The 12,823-nt window shown below is 50.0% G+C and carries 15 protein-coding genes and 1 riboswitch; of the genes, 1 reads left to right on the top strand and 14 read right to left on the bottom strand.

Annotated features, from left to right (window positions below):
• Nucleotides 1-3 precede the first annotated feature (3 nt).
• From purS to BFJ94_RS23265, 12 genes are all read right to left on the bottom strand, one after another.
• Complete coding sequence (gene purS / locus BFJ94_RS23315) at nucleotides 4-249, bottom strand: phosphoribosylformylglycinamidine synthase subunit PurS (RefSeq protein WP_120464783.1); 246 nt, start codon at nucleotides 247-249, stop codon at nucleotides 4-6.
• Nucleotides 250-347: 98 nt separating this feature from the next.
• Complete coding sequence (locus BFJ94_RS23310) at nucleotides 348-1,244, bottom strand: phosphoribosylaminoimidazolesuccinocarboxamide synthase (protein WP_120464782.1); 897 nt, start codon at nucleotides 1,242-1,244, stop codon at nucleotides 348-350.
• 155 nt (nucleotides 1,245-1,399) lie between these two features.
• On the bottom strand, nucleotides 1,400-2,701 hold the full coding sequence (purB, locus tag BFJ94_RS23305) for an adenylosuccinate lyase (RefSeq protein WP_120464781.1): 1,302 nt from the start codon (nucleotides 2,699-2,701) through the stop codon (nucleotides 1,400-1,402).
• A complete protein-coding gene (gene purK, locus BFJ94_RS23300; RefSeq protein WP_120464780.1) occupies nucleotides 2,698-3,927 on the bottom strand; it encodes a 5-(carboxyamino)imidazole ribonucleotide synthase in 1,230 nt (409 codons plus the stop codon). Before purK ends, purB begins: the two co-directional genes overlap by 4 nt.
• Nucleotides 3,927-4,430, bottom strand: coding sequence for a 5-(carboxyamino)imidazole ribonucleotide mutase (gene purE / locus BFJ94_RS23295; RefSeq protein WP_120464779.1), 504 nt, complete (start codon nucleotides 4,428-4,430; stop codon nucleotides 3,927-3,929). The genes purK and purE overlap by 1 nt, the downstream gene beginning before the upstream one ends.
• A 378-nt stretch (nucleotides 4,431-4,808) precedes the next feature.
• Nucleotides 4,809-4,910, bottom strand: a riboswitch (purine riboswitch).
• A gap of 241 nt (nucleotides 4,911-5,151) precedes the next feature.
• On the bottom strand, nucleotides 5,152-6,594 hold the full coding sequence (gene spoIIP / locus BFJ94_RS23290) for a stage II sporulation protein P (protein WP_120464778.1): 1,443 nt from the start codon (nucleotides 6,592-6,594) through the stop codon (nucleotides 5,152-5,154).
• A gap of 438 nt (nucleotides 6,595-7,032) precedes the next feature.
• Nucleotides 7,033-7,467: a universal stress protein gene (locus tag BFJ94_RS23285; RefSeq protein WP_120464777.1), complete on the bottom strand. Its 435-nt coding sequence runs from the start codon at nucleotides 7,465-7,467 to the stop codon at nucleotides 7,033-7,035.
• An 88-nt stretch (nucleotides 7,468-7,555) separates the two neighbouring features.
• Complete coding sequence (locus tag BFJ94_RS23280; protein ID WP_120464776.1) at nucleotides 7,556-7,819, bottom strand: DUF1294 domain-containing protein; 264 nt, start codon at nucleotides 7,817-7,819, stop codon at nucleotides 7,556-7,558.
• Between the two features lie 143 nt (nucleotides 7,820-7,962).
• On the bottom strand, nucleotides 7,963-8,100 hold the full coding sequence (locus BFJ94_RS25520; protein WP_162944385.1) for a hypothetical protein: 138 nt from the start codon (nucleotides 8,098-8,100) through the stop codon (nucleotides 7,963-7,965).
• A 60-nt stretch (nucleotides 8,101-8,160) separates the two neighbouring features.
• Nucleotides 8,161-10,281: a DNA topoisomerase III gene (locus BFJ94_RS23275; protein ID WP_120464775.1), complete on the bottom strand. Its 2,121-nt coding sequence runs from the start codon at nucleotides 10,279-10,281 to the stop codon at nucleotides 8,161-8,163.
• 74 nt (nucleotides 10,282-10,355) lie between these two features.
• Nucleotides 10,356-10,766 (bottom strand): DUF4183 domain-containing protein, encoded by a 411-nt coding sequence (locus BFJ94_RS23270; RefSeq protein WP_120464774.1) that lies wholly within the window; start codon nucleotides 10,764-10,766, stop codon nucleotides 10,356-10,358.
• 169 nt (nucleotides 10,767-10,935) lie between these two features.
• Nucleotides 10,936-11,541: a hypothetical protein gene (locus tag BFJ94_RS23265; RefSeq protein ID WP_120464773.1), complete on the bottom strand. Its 606-nt coding sequence runs from the start codon at nucleotides 11,539-11,541 to the stop codon at nucleotides 10,936-10,938.
• Nucleotides 11,542-11,749: 208 nt separating this feature from the next.
• Between BFJ94_RS23265 and BFJ94_RS23260 the strand changes: the two genes are divergently transcribed.
• On the top strand, nucleotides 11,750-11,965 hold the full coding sequence (locus BFJ94_RS23260; RefSeq protein ID WP_120464771.1) for a hypothetical protein: 216 nt from the start codon (nucleotides 11,750-11,752) through the stop codon (nucleotides 11,963-11,965).
• 108 nt (nucleotides 11,966-12,073) lie between these two features.
• Here BFJ94_RS23260 and BFJ94_RS23255 read toward each other — a convergent pair whose 3' ends face one another.
• Together BFJ94_RS23255 and BFJ94_RS23250 are read right to left on the bottom strand one after the other, a co-directional pair.
• Nucleotides 12,074-12,445, bottom strand: a complete 372-nt coding sequence (locus BFJ94_RS23255; protein ID WP_120464770.1) for a hypothetical protein — start codon at nucleotides 12,443-12,445, stop codon at nucleotides 12,074-12,076.
• 117 nt (nucleotides 12,446-12,562) lie between these two features.
• Nucleotides 12,563-12,823, bottom strand: a 261-nt coding sequence (locus tag BFJ94_RS23250; RefSeq protein ID WP_162944421.1) for an EamA family transporter, incomplete at its 5' end; no start/stop codon positions are given.

Here is a 12,823-nt window from a genome sequence, read left to right as displayed (position 1 = left end):
GAATTAGCCCTCCAATTCAAAGCGGTAGTCTTCTACGACTGTATTCGCCAGAAGCTTCTCACACATCGCCTTTACGCGAGCCTCGGCTTCGAAGCGATCTTCCGTGTCAAGCTGGAGTTCCATATACTTGCCGATACGAACGCTTCCCACTTCGTGGAATCCCATAGAATGCAGTGCACCTTGCACGGCCACTCCCTGCGGATCAAGTACGCTTTGCTTGATGGTGACATAGACCTTCGCTTTCAACATATCTCTCATGTTCCTCCTAAGGGTTTGTATTGGGTTACTTTTTGAACTGCTCTATGAATACAAAAGCTTGAAACACAGGATGATAGAAAATATTAGTTCTATAGCTCCTGCCCGGTAATACGAGAGTATATCTCGCGATAGCGGCGCGAAGTCTCCTCGACAACCGACGCCGGCAACGGATCGGGCTGACTATTCTTATCCCAGTCGGAATGGGCCAGATAATTGCGCACCGGCTCTTTATCCATACTGTCGATATCAACGTCGAGTGCATATTTCTCTTTGGCCCAGAAACGTGAGGCATCCGGCGTGAAAATCTCGTCGATCAAGATCAGCTTGCCGTCGATCAAGCCGAATTCCAGCTTGCAATCGGCAAGTATGATATCGCGCTGCTCGCAGAAGTCGCGAGCGAAGGCATACAGTTCCAGACTGCGGCTGCGCAATTGCTCTGCGAGTTCGGCTCCGACCTTATCCGCCATCACCTCGAACGAGATATCCTCATCATGGCCTACATCATTCTTGGCTGCGGGCGTAAAGATCGGCTCTGGCAATTGATCATTCATCCGCAAGCCTGCTGGAAGCGAGATGCCATTGATCTCCCCGTTCTTCTGATACTGCCGCCAGCCCCCGCCGGTAACATAACCACGCACCACACATTCGATATCGATGCGCTGTGCCTCGCGAGTAACCATCACTCTTTTGCGCAAAATATCTTTATTCTCTTCGCTGATCACATCACCTAGCAATTCAATATCGGTATGCACGACATGGTTCTCCATCAATTCCGCAGTCTGTTCAAACCAGAAGGTGCTGAGCCGGTTCAGAACATTACCCTTATCAGGCACGGCCGGTTCAAGCACATAGTCAAAAGCGGAAATTCGATCGGTCACAACGATTAAGTAGTGCTCGCTCAGATCATACAGTTCGCGAACCTTACCTTTGTACAGCAGTGGGGCATTTACGAGGCCCTCCGCCGTAGAAATAGCTCTTGCTGACATATTCACTGTCCTCCTTAGTGGCGCGCCCGCTGTCCATATTCGTCCAACTCAATGAGGGTTTGGGAGCAGGCAGCCAAGTCCCTTACCCTCTAGTTCAACATCTATAGTCAACCGGCGCTATCGATTAAGCCCCTGTACGAGGCGATGAGCTTCCCTTAACCTTCAATTAAGCCGAGCTTGCGGAAGATCGTATCGACATGCTTCAAATGCCAAGCCGGGTTGAACGCATCCTCGATCTCTTCCTTGCTTAACACCGCAGTAATCTCCGGCGTCTCCTCGATAATGTCGCGGAAATGACGCTGCGTCTCCCAAGCCTGCATCGCCCGCGGCTGAACCGTATCATAGGCCTGCTCGCGGCTAAAGCCTTTATCGATCAGCTTCGTCATGACGCGGCCGGAGAACGGTACGCCATAAGTCCGCTCCATGTTGCGCTTCATATTCTCAGGGAATACTGTCAGATTCTTCACAATATTACCGAAGCGGTTCAGCATGTAGTTTAGCAGCATCGTCGCATCGGGAAGAATGACCCGCTCGACCGAGGAATGCGAGATGTCGCGTTCGTGCCAGAGCGTCACGTTCTCATAAGCGGAGATCATATGACCGCGGATGACACGGGACAAGCCGGAGATATTCTCGCAGCCGATCGGGTTACGCTTATGCGGCATCGCTGAGGAGCCCTTTTGCCCTTTGGCGAAGGCTTCCTCCACCTCACGGAACTCACTCTTCTGCAATGCGCGGATCTCGGTAGCGAATTTGTCGAGCGAGGTCGCGATCAAAGCCAGCGTTGCCATATATTCAGCATGGCGGTCGCGTTGCAGTGTCTGTGTCGAGATTGGAGCGGCCTTCGTCCCCAGCTTCTTGCAGACGAATTGTTCAACTGAAGGGTCGATATTCGCATAGGTTCCTACAGCACCGGAAATTTTGCCGTATTGCACATTGTCTGCCGCGTGGCGGAAGCGCTCCAGATTGCGTTTCATCTCTTCGTGCCAGAGCGCCATTTTTAATCCAAAGGTCGTTGGTTCGGCATGCACCCCATGCGTCCGTCCCATCATCGGCGTATCTTTATAGGCCAGCGCCTTATCACGTAAAATCTCAATAAAGTTAACAATATCCCGTTCCAGGATTTCATTGGCCTGCTTCAACAAATAGCCGAGAGCTGTGTCAACGACGTCCGTCGAGGTCAGCCCGTAATGAACCCATTTCCGCTCCGCACCCAATGTCTCAGAGACAGCCCGTGTAAATGCAATGACGTCATGCCGTGTCTCCTGCTCAATTTCATAGATCCGGTTCATATCAAACGAAGCGTTCTTCCGCAGTTGTTCTACATCTTCCTTAGGAATGACACCTAGCTCGGACCAAGCTTCACAAGCGCATAGCTCAACCTCCAGCCAGGCCTTGAATTTATTCTCCTCCGTCCAGATCGCTCTCATTTCCGGTCTGCTATAACGTTCAATCATGAATGTTGATTCCTCCATATTTTGGTTTTCTCTATCCAATCGAGCCCGTTCGACACCTCTTCACAGAGCAAATTGATATGCCCCATCTTCCGTTTAGGTGCCGCACCGCTCTTCCCATATAAGTGTACTTTCGGAATGACGGCAAATCCAGTCGTGCTCGATGAACCTGAACCTTCACTATGCCACTGATCTGTTGTCATCGCCTGGACGATACTATCCATATGTTCCCCAAGTATGTTCACCATTACGACAGGAGTTCGTAGTGAAGGATCGCCGAGTGGAAGATTGCATATCGCCCGGACATGCTGCTCGAACTGCGAGGTATTGCAGGCTTCCATCGTATAATGTCCGGAGTTGTGAGGCCGCGGCGCCAATTCATTCACGTACAGCTCTCCGTCCTTCGTGAGGAACATCTCCACGGCCAGCAAGCCGACTGCGCCCATCGATTCGGCGATACGAGCGGCAAGCCGCTCCGCTTCGCGCTGGATTGACTCGGCCACTCGGGCCGGGACGATCGATACATGCAGGATATTATCGACGTGAATGTTCTCGGCAACAGGAAATGTCTTAATCTCGCCCCATGGGCTGCGTGCGGCAATGACCGACAGTTCCTTCTCAAAGGAGATGAATTGCTCCAGTACCAGCTCGGTGCCAGCTTTACTCAACTCCGCATAGGCCGTGACAATTTCCTCTTCCGAGCGAATCACCCACTGCCCTTTGCCGTCATAACCACCGGTCGCCGTCTTCAGAACGCTCGGCAAGCCGAGCTTCTTCACAGCCATCCTCAGTTCGGCTTCACTTCTAACCTCCGCATAGGGAGCCACCCGCACGCCCGCAGCTTCCACCGCTTTCTTCTCTCGCAGACGATTTTGTGTGGTATACAGTAGATGAGCTCCTTGTGGCACATACGATTGCTCTTCCAACAGAGCCGCTACTTCTGCATCGACGTTCTCGAATTCATAGGTGATTACATCCGATCGTTCTGCGAGCAACTTCGCCGCTTTCTTATCGCTATAGGAAGCTACGATTTGCTCAGCGACCTGACCACACGGCGCAGCAGGCGTCGGATCAAGCGCGATGAAGCGGTAGCCCAGATTGCTTCCCGCGAGTGCCATCATCCTGCCAAGCTGCCCTCCGCCAAGCACGCCGATGGTAGCACCTGGCTGGATGACCCGTCCTGTATCATGTTCAGTGGCGGCCTTACGCTCCGAGATTATTTTATCCATTATTGCTGTTCCTCCAACACCAGCTCATCGCTGGTCTCGATGACCGCATCGCGCAATGCGGCACGCCGCTGCTCCAGACGCTGCGCAAGCTCAGGATCAAAGGCGCCGAGGATTTGTGCCGCCAGTAAACCTGCATTGGTAGCCCCCGCCTTGCCGATCGCTACCGTCGCAACAGGGATGCCTCCAGGCATCTGCACGATCGACAGCAATGAATCAAGTCCATTAAGCGCAGCGGATTTCACCGGAACACCGATGACGGGCAATGTCGTCTTGGCCGCAACCATGCCGGGCAAATGAGCCGCCCCGCCAGCACCAGCTATAATGACCTTGATACCACGTCCCGCAGCCTGCTCCGCGAACTCGAACATCAAGTCCGGAGTGCGGTGCGCCGAGACGACCTTCTTCTCATACGGGACTCCAAGCTCCTCCAGAATGACGCAAGCATGAGACATCGTGTCCCAATCCGATTTGCTGCCCATGATCACTGCAACCTGTGCTGACATTCTATAACCTACTTTCTTCTTATAAGGTAATATTTTCTGCTGTAATGCGACTAGTGTCACGTCACCAGAGATATTTAAAGACAAAAAAAGTCCAGGAAACTCCAAGAAATAACAAAGTATTTCCAAGAAATCCGGACCAAAAGTGAATACGCCCCTCTGCGGTCTGCGGGAACCAGAACATTCGGTTTGATGATGTTAATGATGATGTCTAATGTGGCTAATTCGTCCCTTAGGCCTTGCCACACCGCGGTTCAGCCCATAAAAGGCGTATTCCCATCTTCATTAACCCATGCAAGGATCGTCAGATCCTCAAGACCCGTTCTCGGCATGCTGCATGTCGTTGTTCCAATGATCCGTAAGGAGAATGGTATGACCTACCTAGATGACGTATTCACTCGTAGTCCGATAATTTACGGTAATCGGGTAGAGACTCCCGGGCCATATTCCCAAGGTTATACGAGCGATTGTGCGGGGCGAATTCTTCGCCCTCTCTATGTCTAGTTTAACAATCTCCAACATCATATGTCAACTAAAACACGAACAATGTAAAATCCGTTTAAAATAATGTTCGTTTTTCGACCATACATCTGTTCTAACCACTCCTATTGTGCGATCCATGCAAGCGTAATTCCATATTTTCAGAATCTATCCCTGGACGACAAAGACCGCCCCGATAGCATCAATTACGGGACGGTCTCTTCTTGTTGAAGATAATCAACGATTATTCCATTGAACTCAAATATTCAGTAAACACATCCGCCAGAGCTTCAGCGGCCAGCTTGCTCTCCTGTAGCGTATTGTTGACACCGCCGACTTCAATTAACAGACTGCCTGGGGATACCGACTGATTGTATTCACCGTTACCCTGCTTTGATCCCTTCAATAATACACCGCGTGATAAGCCCGGATACTTCTGCTTCAACAGCTCGTTCAGGGCATCCGCGAACTGTTTGTTCTTAGCATGGTTGCTGTGATTCGTTCCAATAACGAAAAGAACTCGGGCATAAGACTCCCCGTTAATAACCGTGGTGGTCGTCTGCTTCGGCACGTCGCTGTCCCGATGAATGTCGAGGAAATAAGTAAGCGAAGGATTCTTCTTCAGCGCCGAATTAATCGCTCTACGCGATTCTTCATACGATTTGGAATAGCTCAGTCTCTGCTCCTCCAGCCGCCTCGCGATATCGATATGATTGACAACCGTTGGTACACCCTTCTCCTGCAAAACATCACCTAAATACTTGCCGACCATCGAAATATTAACATCACGATCATCAAAAGAGGAACCCTTCGTGTTCCGGGCTACATTTCTCCAGGACTCCCGATTATGGGAGGAATAGATGAACACTTTATTCTCATAATTCACTTCTTCCGCGTCGGTCTGCTCTGTTGGATCCTGAGCATCATTAACCGCTCCGGTCTCTACAACCCAGCTTGCTATATAAGCTGTATTACCGTCCTGCAGCGTAATCTTATGCCATTCCCCTTCTGTCTCCACAATGGGATAAGTCTCTCCTGGCTGAGCTTTTCCGACAATTTCAAAGTCCAATCCAGGTCCGACACGTAGATTAGTCACATCGACAATGCTAGCAACAGCAGCATTCAAATCCGCAGGCTCCTGATCAGGTGCAGCAGCTTGATCCTGCTTATCCTGCTCATCCGCCTTTACGCCCTGAGGCTTTTCATCCTTGCCGCTCTCGAACTTAACCAGCTCTTCCTCGACGACCTTAGTCTTGTCCTCACTGGCTTTGGTATCACTCTTACCAGCATTGGCCGCTGTTTTATTCCCGTCCTGCACAAATTCAACATAGTCGTTATGCACCCAGCCGTTCGACTTCGCTAGCTTAATCTTCACCCATTTATCATTCTTATCCAGCACCTGATATGTATTCTGCTTACCGATCATCTGGATAACGGATGCCTTCAAGCTGGGCTCCTTGCGCACATTTAGCCGATCGACCGTACTTCTGGCATATTCAACCTTGGTTTGTTTTTGAGTTTGTTTATTAGCTTGTTTATTCGATTGCTTCTGATCCGCTTTAATTTGGATTGCGCCACCCTTTGGCGACTTAGACGCATGAGCCTGGCCTGACGCATATACAACATTAGCACTTCCCAACAATAGAATGGAGCATACCATTACTTTCCACATTTTGAAACGAGGCAAAATACATTCTCTCCCAACGTCGATAGTCTTGCTCTATTAATTCGACATGGATAGATTAATTCCTTCCAAAATTCGCCGAAACTATCCAACAAATTGCTAGATTACGAGAATAAATGTGAATTCGTGCTTATCCCACATTTTAACGAAACAAGGTATTGCTATTTGCATCAAAAAGGACGATTTCAAAATGTAACGAAACTGGGGATCGCTATTGAGGCATTTTTCGGCCTTAACCCCAGGATTTCATCAAAATAACGATATGGTGTTTCGTTAGATCTGAGTTGGTGCTGATTTCGCCGAAATAACGATATGGTGTTTCGTTAGAGCTCCGCCTGGGATATGACGCTTGCTCACTACCCCCGTTAACAAAAACAAGGACCAACTCTCAGCGAACCTTCCTTCACTAAGAGCTAGCCCTTGCCCAATGCAAAAAGTGATTTATTTAACGACCAGAACCGGGATTCTGGCATGCTGGACAACATTATGACTGACACTGCCGAGCACGAACTCGCGAATGCCGCCCAGACCGCGGCTGCCAATCACAATCAGATCATTATTATGCTTCTTCGTATATTCAAGAATCACTTCAGCAGGTGCTCCCTGCACCAGTTCAACGGTAGCATTAACCCCAGCCTCTTCGATGCGCTTCTTTGCTTCCTCCACCGTTTTCTCAGCAAGATCATAGAATTCCTCATTAACGGACGCCGGCACAGGGGCAAATCCATCCGCTACATAGAACCGTGGGAAATCGAACACATGCAGTACAACAAGCGTCGCATTCCGGTTCAATTTGGTAAGTTCAATCGCTTTTTCCAACGCCTTGGTACCTGCCTTGGAACCGTCATATGCTGCTACTATTCTGGAGAATAACATATAGAGCACCTCTCTCATCTAAGTATTAACCCTATCAACCGTCAACCAGCCAATCTCAAACACTAGAAATAGAAGTACAAAACATGAATCAAGTTAAAAAATAACCATACAACACAGCATTCAAAAGGAGTAATAGCGGAATTCCGATCCGAAAGCTCATATGCTTGGTCTTATGGCGCTTCGTATTCATGGCGATCAATATACCCAAAGCCCCACCGATGAAGGCCAGTAGAAATAATGTCTTCTCGGGTGTTCTTTCCTTTCTCTGTCTGGCACGCCGCTTATCGTCGGACATGACCAGATAGGCCACCACATTAATAAAGATCAGCCAGACCAACAGGCCCATTCTCATGCCGATTGCTCCCTTCGAATTCAAGATAGAAGTGAATTTCTACCTTAATACTATTATAACGCCAACCTAAAAGTTTGAAAATGAAAAAGCTCCCGCAGCGGGGAGCTTCGTTATACTTACTTTATACGCACTTCGCCGATCAGCTATGATTCCTGCTTCGGAATCTTGTTCAAGCTGGAGGGCTTGACCGCCTGCTTCTTGGGTTGAAGCTCATCAGCGGCCTCCATGATGCTTGACTTGTTTTGCTGATTTTTGATTTTCTGCGCTTTATTATGCGGCATTCACACACCACCTCCAGGCATAGCATCCCGGGATGGCATAGGATTTATGCACTCATAAAATTATTGATTTTTCTTCTCCATCGCAGCCTTCAGCAATTCGCCCAGATTATTGCCTGCCGGCTCCTGCTTCGCATATTGCTTGACCAGCTTCTGCTGCTCCCGCTTATTCATATGCTTCGAATCCTTATTGACCACTTCGGTTATCCCGCAGGACAGACATTGCACGTACAGTCCCGCCTTGCCTTCCTTCATCTCCATCTTCTTATGGCACTGCGGACAACGACGATTGGACAACCGCTTCTCCCCGGAACGCTTATAGCCGCAATCCTCGTTCGGGCAGATAAGCAGCAGCCCGCGCTTCGTCTTCTTCTCCAGCAATCTCGTCCCGCAATCCGGACAGTGGCTGTTCGAGACATTATGCGGTTTGTATGAGGCTTCGCTATTCTTGACGCCCCTCACCAAAGTCTGCGCCATCTCGCGAATCCCACCGAGGAACGGATCTGGCTTGCCTTGACCGCGGGCGATCCGCTCCAGCTCCGCCTCCCAGCGCGCCGTCAAATCCGGACTGCGTAAGTCTGCTGGAGCCAGCTCGATCAATTGCTTCCCTTTGCCCGTCGGATGCAGCAAATTCCCTTGCCGCTCGATCGTATCCGAGTTCACCAGCTTCTCGATAATATCGGCGCGAGTGGCCGGCGTGCCAAGACCGTGCTTCTCCATTTGGGTCAGGAGCGCTGCCTCGGTATACCGCTTCGGAGGCTGAGTCCGGCCGTTCTGGATCATGCAACGCTTAACGGTTACCGTTTCCCCTTCCTTCAATTCCGGAAGCGCTGTTTCGCTCTCCAGCTCATCATCATCTTCATCACCTTCAAGCAGCCCTGCATCATACGCCGCTCTCCAGCCGCTCTCCTTCATCGTGATACCTTTGGCATGCAGAGTCTCCCCTGCAATCTCCAGCTCCACGGCAACATTATCATAGCGAGCAGGTGGATAGAACAAGCTGATGAACCTGCGCACGATCAGATCATACAGCTTGCGCTCCTCCGAGCTTAGCGCGTTCAACAGCACCGTCTGCTCGGTCGGAATAATCGCATGATGATCCGTGACCTTGCTGTCATCCACGATCCGCTTCGATAATGGCAGCGGCTTGCGGAGCAGAGGCCGGGCTATCGCCGCATAGGGGCCGATGGCTACGCTCGTCAGCCTTTCTTTTAACGTATCCGTCATGTCCGAGGACAGATATCTCGAATCCGTACGCGGATAAGTCACTAGCTTATGCTGTTCGTACAAACGCTGCAATACATTCGAGGTCTGCTTCGCCGAAAATCCGAGCAGGCGGTTCGCATCACGCTGCAGCTCGGTTAGATCATAAGCAAGCGGATGAGGTACATGCTTCTCCGTCTTCTTCAGCTTGACGATCCGGCCGGATTGTCCACTCAGCTTACTTTGCAAGCTCTGAACCTTATCCTGATCAAAAATACGCGAATCCCCATGACCCGCCCGCCATGTCGCTTCAAAGCTGCCAAGATCGGCACGCAGAATGCTGTACTCCTCCGAACGGAACTTGAGAATCTCATTCTCCCGCTGCATGATCATGCCCAAGGTTGGCGTCTGCACACGCCCCGCCGACAATGGCGAACCGAATTTACAGGTCAGAGCTCTTGTCACATTGAGTCCCACCATCCAATCCGCTTCCGCCCGGCAGCGCGCCGATTGATACAACCGTTCGAACTGGGTTCCCGGCTTCAATGACGCGAAGCCTTCCTTAATCGCCTTATCCGTCTGCGACGAAATCCACAGCCGCTTGAACGGCTTGTTCCATTTCGCCATATCCATAATCCATCGGGCCAGAAGCTCTCCTTCACGCGCCGCATCGGTGGCGATGATCAGTTCCCCGATGTCCTGTCTGCGCATGAGCTGCTGAACGACCTTATACTGATGGCTGGTCTCTCTAAGCACCTTCAGCTTCATTTTGCCCGGAAGGATGGGGAGATCCTCCAGCGCCCAGTTGGCGAATTTTTTATCATAATCCTCAGGCTCCGCAAGACCCACCAAGTGGCCAAGCGCCCAGGTTACTACATATTTACTTCCTTCAAAATAGCTCTTATGCTTATCGCGGCTGCCCATAACCCGTGCGATCTCCCTCGCAACCGAGGGCTTCTCCGCCAATACCAGTGTCTTCATATTATTAAAGATGCACTCCCTTCCTCCCCTCATTATAACATCTCATCCTCCAGGAATATAAACTGTAGCTGCTCTTAATAGTAAATTGAAGTGGTGACAGACAATCCGTTCGTGGAGTTCGAGGTTGAGGTGGAATTAAGGATAACAACTTCGACAACGACGCTGGCGCCAACCAGCAATGCCGTATTGATCGTTAAATTGGCCGCAGACAGAGTGCTCATGCCACTCCGCTGCAGAACACCATTTACATATAGATTGAAATAACCATTTGCGGGCGGAACAACGAGCCCGTTCGCAGGAACCGTGCTGCCTGCATCATCGGTGAAGCTCGTCGCCTGAACTACGGTCGTGCTGCCGATAATGTTCCCCAGAACAATTCCTGCGGTATAGCGATGAACGGTCGGTACCGTGTTCGTAGCTGTAGTAACCGTAACATTTCCACTGACAGTGCTCTGCGCATTCAAATTCATTTTAATCACAGACATGTAATTCCCTCCTATCATTCTATAAGACTCCTACATTCCAAGAAAATTACTATAAAATATGAAGAAATTGCGAGCTTGGCTTGGACGAACGGTCATTTCGTGCTCATTCCAAAGAAAAACGGACCACCTGTCTAGAAACAGGGGTCCGTTGCCAACCCAGCCACATGAACTACCTTTGCTCTACCAATGGGAATTGGAACGGCTCGAATTCAAGGAATAATAAGTTTTGATAGCGGAATTTACTGAAAGGGAATTTGAACACGAGTACGAAGCCCGCATCTTCGATTCTGACCGCCTTCAGTGCCGGTGACTTCACAACACTGCGGATGATGGCAATAACCCGCGCTTGATCCTTCTTGCGGATCGCCCGGGCCAGCTTATCAGCGAAGGAGCGACTCAAAGCCAGTTTGCGATATAGCGGCAGAAAAGCCCTCGTCATCGCCTGATTTACCCGGGTCTCGAACTTGAATTGCACCGTTCCCGGCGGAATCGTTACACCATTCGAATAGCCCAACTTGCAAAATTCAAAAGAGATAAAGTAACCAATCGCATTCGTCCCCAGCCCCTGCTTGCCTAAGACAGGTGATACCTTGCGCAGCAGCTTAATCATCGCATCGAGATCAGCCGCGACGATCGCTCTGCTCCAGGCTGCGGCATATTTTCGATTACAGGCAATCGCTTTGTAGAAAGGCAGCATCTGCCGCGCAATCCGCTGCAGTATCGTTCCCGTCGGGGCGAGAGCGGTGTGCCGCTGCTTACCTCTATGCTTCCCCATATCATCATCCCCTTATAGCAGTTATTCCAAATGTTCTTATGGCGCTTCTAGACTGTTATAGTGTATGGAAATGACCTATAGAAGGGACTGGGCTTTTTCCTCTCATTGTGGAGAGACTTCCTGATTATCCCGGGACTGGACAACGACCTGGTTGGATTGCTATGCTATTTCAAGTATTCATTCCGGAAAAAGAAGGAGAACGGACATCATGCCGATCAATAGACGCCTCACCACCGATCGAGATTTCCAGGATGCGCTGGACCGTCAGCTGCGGATTCGTGTATTTCACAATAGCCATATGGTGGAGAGCGGGGCGACCATCATCCGCTTCACAGAGGACAAGATTATTACCCAATCCAGCGTCAGCGATTTAACGTATCATTCACGTCTGGAATGTGAGTTTTTTGAATTGAAGAAGTCATAACGGTAGGCACAGCGATTTTCTCTATGTAAAAATCAGGCGTCCAGGTAAGGAAACTCCTCTCCCGGATCGCCTGATGGTAGGGTACTAGCTTAATATTTTGATGATAAGTTAAATTAATCTATAGCCGGGAGGAAGATTGCCGCTGCTGCGGATATTCCGAATTTGCTGCAAAGTCAGACGCTGGTTAGTGGAGATAATCGATTCCACATCATTGCCGTTGATCAGATCATCCAGATCAGCAAGGCTGCGGTTGCCGCGGATGACGCGGAAGTTGCCTCTGAACCGCGTTCTGGTGAACAGCACCAGCGTAGCATTGCTGCTCGTAGAGAAGAAGCGCAGGCTCTCGATTCCATCAAGGATATTATCCGTATTACGGATTCCTAAATTCCCTGTGTAAACCCGCCTCGCTCCCCGGAAGTTCTCTTCGCTGTAAACTGTTAATCTCGGATAAGTTTGCGATACATGTACTTGTTTTTTCATATTGATGCTCCCTTCTCTTTTGCTAATCTATCCTATTAAGAGAAAGAAGCATTGGTATAAGCCAATCACCGTTAATTGAAAAATGATATAAACGAATCAAGGGAAATGTCTTGAGGATTAAGCAGCCTTCTCCTGCCGCGCTTGATCCACCTGATCGGACGGTGCGTCCTTCCCATAGCGGATAAAGATCGCCACACCGCATAATATAACGAATCCAGCTCCTAGCTGGAGGGAACCAAGGCTCTCTTTAAGCAATAACCAGGCCAGTAACGATGCGAAGACCGGCTCACCTAATACCGCCATAGATACAGCCGCCGCGCTAATGTACTTCATCAGCCAGTTAAACAGATAATGACCGAATAAGGTCGGCACTACAGC

The sequence above is a fragment of the Paenibacillus aceti genome (genome assembly GCF_003614185.1).
Classification (GTDB): Bacteria; Bacillota; Bacilli; order Paenibacillales; family Paenibacillaceae; genus Fontibacillus; species Fontibacillus aceti.
The sequence above is the reverse complement of the archived record's forward strand: the minus strand, read 5'-3'. Positions and strand labels throughout refer to the sequence as shown.

Coding starts and splice junctions, on each gene's coding strand:
- purS (WP_120464783.1), bottom strand. CDS start 249: ATGTTGAAAGCGAAGGTCTATGTCACCATCAAGCAAAGCGTACTTGAT.
- BFJ94_RS23310 (WP_120464782.1), bottom strand. CDS start 1,244: ATGTCAGCAAGAGCTATTTCTACGGCGGAGGGCCTCGTAAATGCCCCA.
- purB (WP_120464781.1), bottom strand. CDS start 2,701: ATGATTGAACGTTATAGCAGACCGGAAATGAGAGCGATCTGGACGGAG.
- purK (WP_120464780.1), bottom strand. CDS start 3,927: ATGGATAAAATAATCTCGGAGCGTAAGGCCGCCACTGAACATGATACA.
- purE (WP_120464779.1), bottom strand. CDS start 4,430: ATGTCAGCACAGGTTGCAGTGATCATGGGCAGCAAATCGGATTGGGAC.
- BFJ94_RS23285 (WP_120464777.1), bottom strand. CDS start 7,467: ATGTTATTCTCCAGAATAGTAGCAGCATATGACGGTTCCAAGGCAGGT.
- BFJ94_RS23280 (WP_120464776.1), bottom strand. CDS start 7,819: ATGAGAATGGGCCTGTTGGTCTGGCTGATCTTTATTAATGTGGTGGCC.
- BFJ94_RS25520 (WP_162944385.1), bottom strand. CDS start 8,100: ATGCCGCATAATAAAGCGCAGAAAATCAAAAATCAGCAAAACAAGTCA.
- BFJ94_RS23275 (WP_120464775.1), bottom strand. CDS start 10,281: ATGAAGACACTGGTATTGGCGGAGAAGCCCTCGGTTGCGAGGGAGATC.
- BFJ94_RS23270 (WP_120464774.1), bottom strand. CDS start 10,766: ATGTCTGTGATTAAAATGAATTTGAATGCGCAGAGCACTGTCAGTGGA.
- BFJ94_RS23265 (WP_120464773.1), bottom strand. CDS start 11,541: ATGGGGAAGCATAGAGGTAAGCAGCGGCACACCGCTCTCGCCCCGACG.
- BFJ94_RS23260 (WP_120464771.1), top strand. CDS start 11,750: ATGCCGATCAATAGACGCCTCACCACCGATCGAGATTTCCAGGATGCG.
- BFJ94_RS23255 (WP_120464770.1), bottom strand. CDS start 12,445: ATGAAAAAACAAGTACATGTATCGCAAACTTATCCGAGATTAACAGTT.